This is a genomic window from Mesorhizobium sp. M1E.F.Ca.ET.063.01.1.1 (assembly GCF_003998155.1).
Lineage (GTDB): Bacteria > Pseudomonadota > Alphaproteobacteria > Rhizobiales > Rhizobiaceae > Mesorhizobium.
This window is the reverse complement of sequence record NZ_RZSC01000346.1, coordinates 1-6,061: the sequence shown is the minus strand read 5'-3', so window position 1 is coordinate 6,061 and position 6,061 is coordinate 1. Positions and strand designations below refer to the sequence as shown.

Here is a 6,061-nt window from a genome sequence, read left to right as displayed (position 1 = left end):
GATGACGCATTACCGCGAGCCGATCGACTTCTCCGTGCGCAAGCTGGAGGAGGCGGAAAACACGCTGCGCAAATGGAAGCGCGCCGCGGACCTTGCGCCTACGGCGGCAAAGGAACTGCCGGCCGATGTCGTGGAAGCGCTGTCCGACGACCTCGCCACCTACGCCGCCTTCCAGCGGCTGACGCAGCTTGCCGGCGAGGCGAGCGAGTTCAGCGGCGGTGGCGAGAACGCCGCCGCGGCCTCGCTGAAGGCGGCGCTTGCCTTCCTGGGTTTCGATGTCGGTGCCGCTAAGGTGGACGAGGCGGCAATCGCCAAGGCAATCGCCGAACGCCTGGAATTCATCGCCGCCAAGAATTGGGCCGAAGGCGACCGCATCCGTGACGAACTATTGACGCAAGGCGTGCAGCTCAAGGATGGCAAGGATCCAGTCACAGGCCAGCGCGTGACGACCTGGGAGATCAGGCGGTGAGGGGTCTTGGGCGATTGGCGAAAGCGTCGATGACGGCCAATCTCCCCCCTTGCGGGGGAGATGTCCGGCAGGACAGAGGGGGGTGTGACGGAACGCCAGCGTTTGGGCTTGCCCGCTCTCATCCCCGCCATTTCCTGAGAGCGCAGCACTCTCTGGTTGTTACGCTGGAGGGACAGCACCCCCCTCTGTCCTGCCGGACATCTCCCCCGCAAGGGGGGAGATCGGCTGTCGCTTGCGGTTTCGCTAATCTCCAGCATGGGGTCGCATAGCTATGGGTCACGACCTCGTTCCATCCCGCCAGCGCAAGAACGCCAAATCCATGCGGCGCGCGATGACCGATGCCGAGCTCAAGCTTTGGAACGAGTTGCGCGCGCACCGGCTGATGGGAATGAGTTTTCGGCGGCAGGTGCCGATAGGGCCTTATATCGTCGACTTCGCCTGTTCGGCGCATCGCCTCATAGTTGAGGTCGACGGCAGCCAGCATGCCGACGCGGAACACTCGCGACATGATGAGGCAAGAAGCGCCTACCTAAGCGCCAGCGGCTGGACCATCCTGCGCTTCTGGAATGACGACGTGATCCGCGATATCGACAATGTCTGCCAGCACATCGTCATTGCGGCCGGCCTGGCCGGCGCCGATGTGCCGGAGCAAGCAACGCAGGAACTCGTTCCATGATCGACCATCTCGGCATCACCGTTTCGGATTTTGAAAAGTCCAAGGCCTTCTACGACAAGGCGATGGCGCCGCTGGGCGCTTCGCTGCTCTATATGGTGCCGCAGGAATATACCGGCGGCGCCAAGGTGGGCGGTTATGGCCGCGACCGGCCGGTGTTCTGGCTAAGCGCGGGCAAGGAGAAGCCGAAGGACCACCAGCATGTCGCCTTCACCGCGCGCAGCCGGGCCGAGGTCGATGCGTTCCATGCCGCGGCCCTCGCCGCCGGCGGCAAGGACAATGGCGGGCCGGGACTGCGCCCGCACTATCACCCGAACTACTACGGCGCCTTCGTCTTCGATCCCGACGGCAACAATGTCGAGGCGGTCTGCCATGATCCGGAGTGAGCCCATGAAACGGAGTGAGCGATGAGTCTCGACAACCGGCCGGTCTATACGGGCGGCTGCCAGTGCGGCGCGGTTCGTTTCCGCGTCGAAGGTACGCTGGGCGACGCATCGGTCTGCCATTGCCGCATGTGCCAGAAGGCGAGCGGCAATTTCTATCTGCCGCTGGTTTCGGTTCGCGGCGCCAGGCTCGACTGGACGCGCGGCGAGCCGAAGCGCTTCCGTTCCTCGAGTGCGGCATGGCGCGGCTTCTGCGCCGAATGCGGCACGCCGCTGACTTTCGAGGCGCCCGACGGCATGGCGCTGGCGATCGCCGCCTTCGACGATCCAACCGGGATTGCACCGACCATCCAGTGGGGCGTCGAGGCGAAGCTTCCCTATGTCGACGGCATCCCGAAACTGCCGTCCGAGCAGACGATGGGCGATGTCTCGTCAGCGCCCTATCTCGCCGAGCTCGTCTCCTATCAGCATCCCGACCACGACACCGACCAATGGCCGCCGGAGGAAAGATCATGACCGACCAAGTTCGAACAGGCGGCTGCCAGTGCGGCGCCGTGCGCTTCCGCATCAAGGGCAAGCTTGGGCGCCCGTCCATCTGCCACTGCCGCATGTGCCAGAAACAGTTCGGCAATTTCTTCGGCGCGCTGGTGACGGTGCCGAAGGACGGCGTCGAATGGACCCATGAGGAGCCGAGCTATTTCCAGTCCTCGGTCAACATCGATCGCGGCTTCTGCCGCCGCTGCGGCACGCCGCTGACCTACCGCCAGCCGGGCGCGCTGGAGATCGCCATCGGCGCCTTCGACGACCGCTCGGACCTCGCGCCGCAGATCCAGGTCAACTACGCGGTGCGGCTGCCCTGGGTGGAGAAGATCTTCGAGGCGCCGATCCTCGACGACCCCGACTTCTATCGACGGCAGGAGCAGATCATCTCCTTCCAGCATCCCGATCACGAGACGGCCAACTGGCCGCAGCAGGGCCTGAAACTATGACGATCCACAGCGGTTCCTTGCGCACGCTCTATCCAGAGATCGAGCCGTTCGACTCGGGCATGCTCGATGTCGGCGACGGCCACACCGTCTATTGGGAGCGCTGCGGCACCAAGGGCGCCAAGCCCGCCGTGTTCCTGCATGGCGGTCCGGGCGGCACGATTTCGCCGAAACACCGGAGGCTGTTCGACCCGAAACTTTACGACGTCACCCTGTTCGACCAGCGCGGCTGCGGAAAGTCGACGCCCAACGCCTCGCTCGAAGCCAACACCACCTGGCATCTCGTCGCCGACATCGAGCGTTTGCGCGAGATGGCGGGCTTCGACAAATGGCTGGTGTTCGGCGGCTCCTGGGGTTCGACGCTGGCGCTCGCCTATTCCGAGACGCATCCCGAGCGCGTCAGCGAGCTGGTCGTGCGCGGCATCTATACGCTGACCCGCGCCGAGCTCGAATGGTATTATCAGTTCGGCGTCTCGGAGATGTTCCCCGACAAGTGGGAACGCTTCCTGGCGCCGATCCCCGAGGCCGAGCGCGGCGACATGATGGCGGCCTACCGCAAGCGGCTGGTCGGCTCTGATCGCAAGGCCCAGGTCGAGGCGGCACTTGCCTGGAGCCTCTGGGAGGGCGAGACGATCACGCTGCTGCCGGAGCCTGAGACCAGCACGCCGTTCGGCCAGGACGACTATGCGGTGGCTTTCGCCCGTATCGAGAACCATTACTTCGTCCATGCCGGCTGGCTGGAGGAGGGACAGCTGCTGCGCGATGCCTGGAAGCTGAAGGATATCCCCGGCACCATCGTCCATGGCCGCTACGACATGCCATGCCCGGCGAAATATGCCTGGGCGCTGCACAAGGCCTGGCCGAAGGCGGATTTCCACCTGATCGAGGGCGCCGGCCATGCCTATTCGGAGCCGGGGATCTTGGACCGGCTGATCCGGGCGACGGATGGGTTTGCGGGGAAAATCTAGTCGATGTACGGCGTTCCGTCCCACCCCCCTCTGGCCTGCCGGCCATCTCCCCCGCAAGGGGGGAGATTGGATGTCGCCTTCGCTTTCGCAAATCGCCGACGCTGTAGGACAAGCGCCGTCGGCAAAGCTGCCGATCTCCCCCCTTGCGGGGGAGATGTCCGGCAGGCCAGAGGGGGGTGCTCAAGCGCCTTGCCATCATGAAAAAGCAAAGACTTTTCCTCTTCGACACCACGCTCCGCGACGGCCAGCAGACGCCGGGCATCGACTTTTCCGTCGAGGACAAGATCGCCATCGCCAAGCTGCTCGACGAGTTCGGCATCGACTATGTCGAGGGTGGCTATCCCGGCGCCAATCCGACCGACACCGCCTTCTTCCAGAAGAAGCGAACGGAAAGCGCGAAATTCGTCGCCTTCGGCATGACCAAGCGGGCAGGGGTCTCGGCCTCCAACGATCCGGGGCTGGCGGCGCTCGTGCAATCGAAGTCGGACGCCATCTGCTTCGTCGCCAAGAGCTGGGACTATCATGTGCGCGTGGCGCTCGGCTGCACCAACGAGGAGAACCTGGACTCGATAAAAGTCTCGGTCGAGACGGCGGTCGCGTCCGGCAAGGAGGCGATGGTCGACTGCGAGCATTTCTTCGACGGCTTCACGGCCAATCCGGACTACGCGCTGGCCTGCGCCAGGACCGCCTATGATGCAGGCGCGCGCTGGGTGGTGCTGTGCGACACCAATGGCGGCACGCAGCCTTCGGAGGTGCGCGCCATCATCGAAAAGGTGATCGCCAGCGGCATTCCGGGCGATCACCTCGGCATCCACGCCCATGACGACACCGGCCAGGCGGTGGCGAATTCACTCGCCGCCGTCGAGGCCGGGGTGCGCCAGATCCAGGGCACGCTGAACGGCATCGGCGAGCGCTGCGGCAACGCCAACCTGATCTCGATCATCCCCACGCTTTCGCTGAAGCCGGCCTTCGCCGACCGTTTCGAGACCGGCATCTCGGCCGAAGCGCTGACCGGAATATCCAGGCTTTCCCGCGCCTTCGACGAACTCTTGAACCGCGCGCCGGAAGCGCAGGCGCCCTATGTCGGCTCCTCCGCCTTCGCCACCAAGGCCGGCATCCATGCCTCTGCGCTTGCCAAGGAGCCGGCGACCTATGAGCACGTGCCGCCGGAATCGGTCGGCAACCGCCGCCGCGTCATGGTTTCCGACCAGGGCGGCAAGGCCAATTTCCTCGCCGAGCTGAAGCGGCGCGGCATCGAGGTGCCGAAGGACGACCACCGGCTCGACGCGCTGATCGCAGTGGTCAAGGAGCGCGAGGCGGAAGGTTATGCCTATGAGGGCGCCGACGCGTCCTTCGAGCTGCTTGCACGCAAGATGCTGCACGGCCTGCCGGAGTTCTTCACCGTCACCTCCTTCCGCTGCATGGTCGAGCGCCGCTTCGACGCCAACGGCAATCTGAAGACCGTCTCCGAGGCGATCGTGAAGGTCGAGGTCGACGGCGAGGAGAAGATGTCGGTGGCCGAGGGCCACGGCCCGGTCAACGCGCTCGACATCGCGCTGCGCAAGGACCTCGGCAAATATCAGAGCGAGATCGTCGACCTCGAGCTCGCCGACTTCAAGGTTCGTATCCTCAATGGCGGCACCGAGGCCATCACCCGCGTTCTGGTCGAATCGCACGATTCCACCGGCGCCCGCTGGTGGACGGTCGGCGTCTCGGAAAACATCATCGACGCCTCCTTCCAGGCGCTGATGGATTCGATCATCTACAAGCTGATGAAGAACCGCGAGATGGCGGGCTTGGTGGCGGCGGAGTAGGGGCTGAAAAATAGCTCTGAGGCCGAGGGACAGCACCCCCCTCTGTCCTGCCGGACATCTCCCCCGCAAGGGGGGAGATTGGCAGTTCCGCCCGCTGCGCTCCTTCCTGCAACGTTGGCGATTGGCGAAAGCCGAAGAGACATCTGATCTCCCCCCTTGCGGGGGAGATGGCCGGCAGGCCAGAGGGGGGTGGGAAGGAACGAGGCGTTTGTGGCCTGGGATTCCGCGCCGCCCCCCTTGAACCATCAGCGGAAGTCCATTGATCCATCATAATTTTGCGATGGTCATCAGCATGCAGCTGGGCCATAGCGTTGGGCCATGGTCACCGCAACAGCCGAACTCGATCAAGACGCCAGGGCCCGCCGCGGCTTTCTTTTGGCGCTGGGCGCCTATTTCCTGTGGGGGCTCCTGCCCTTTTACATGAAGGCGGTGGCGCATCTGCCGCTCGCCGAGGTGATCGCCAACCGCGTCGTCTGGTCGGTGCCGATAGCGGCCTGTGTTCTGGTCTGGGCCGGCCGCACCGCCGATTTCAAGGCGGCGATCCGCTCGCCGAGGAGCATCAGCATGGCGGCGATCACGGCGGTGCTGATCTCGATCAACTGGGGCATCTATGTCTGGGCGATCGCGGTCGACCGCACCGTCGAGACCGCGCTCGGCTACTACATCAATCCGCTGGTCAACGTGGTGGTTGGTGCGCTGCTGCTCGGCGAGCGGCTCGACCGGCTGCAGATCGCGGCGGTGGCGCTAGCCGCGATCGCTGTGGCGGGG

The 6,061-nt window shown here is 64.8% G+C and carries 7 protein-coding genes and 1 pseudogene; all 8 read left to right on the top strand.

What is annotated here, in order from left to right; genetic code table 11:
- Nucleotides 1-469, top strand: a pseudogene (locus tag EOA29_RS21995) (cysteine--tRNA ligase); the annotation flags it as partial.
- 271 nt (nucleotides 470-740) lie between these two features.
- A complete protein-coding gene (locus tag EOA29_RS21990; protein WP_127221506.1) occupies nucleotides 741-1,145 on the top strand; it encodes an endonuclease domain-containing protein in 405 nt (134 codons plus the stop codon).
- Nucleotides 1,142-1,528 carry a VOC family protein gene (locus EOA29_RS21985; RefSeq protein ID WP_127221504.1) on the top strand — a complete coding sequence of 129 codons (387 nt, stop codon included), beginning with the start codon at nucleotides 1,142-1,144 and terminating at the stop codon, nucleotides 1,526-1,528. Before EOA29_RS21990 ends, EOA29_RS21985 begins: the two co-directional genes overlap by 4 nt.
- 21 nt (nucleotides 1,529-1,549) lie before the next feature.
- Nucleotides 1,550-2,041 (top strand): GFA family protein, encoded by a 492-nt coding sequence (locus EOA29_RS21980; RefSeq protein WP_127221502.1) that lies wholly within the window; start codon nucleotides 1,550-1,552, stop codon nucleotides 2,039-2,041.
- Nucleotides 2,038-2,514, top strand: a complete 477-nt coding sequence (locus EOA29_RS21975) for a GFA family protein (RefSeq protein WP_126094902.1) — start codon at nucleotides 2,038-2,040, stop codon at nucleotides 2,512-2,514. The genes EOA29_RS21980 and EOA29_RS21975 overlap by 4 nt, the downstream gene beginning before the upstream one ends.
- Nucleotides 2,511-3,479 carry a prolyl aminopeptidase gene (pip, locus tag EOA29_RS21970; RefSeq protein WP_126094901.1) on the top strand — a complete coding sequence of 323 codons (969 nt, stop codon included), beginning with the start codon at nucleotides 2,511-2,513 and terminating at the stop codon, nucleotides 3,477-3,479. Before EOA29_RS21975 ends, pip begins: the two co-directional genes overlap by 4 nt.
- 197 nt (nucleotides 3,480-3,676) lie before the next feature.
- Nucleotides 3,677-5,293, top strand: a complete 1,617-nt coding sequence (gene cimA / locus EOA29_RS21960) for a citramalate synthase (protein ID WP_127221500.1) — start codon at nucleotides 3,677-3,679, stop codon at nucleotides 5,291-5,293.
- Between the two features lie 318 nt (nucleotides 5,294-5,611).
- A partial coding sequence (locus EOA29_RS21950; RefSeq protein WP_145969735.1) for an EamA family transporter occupies nucleotides 5,612-6,061 on the top strand: 450 nt, incomplete at its 3' end.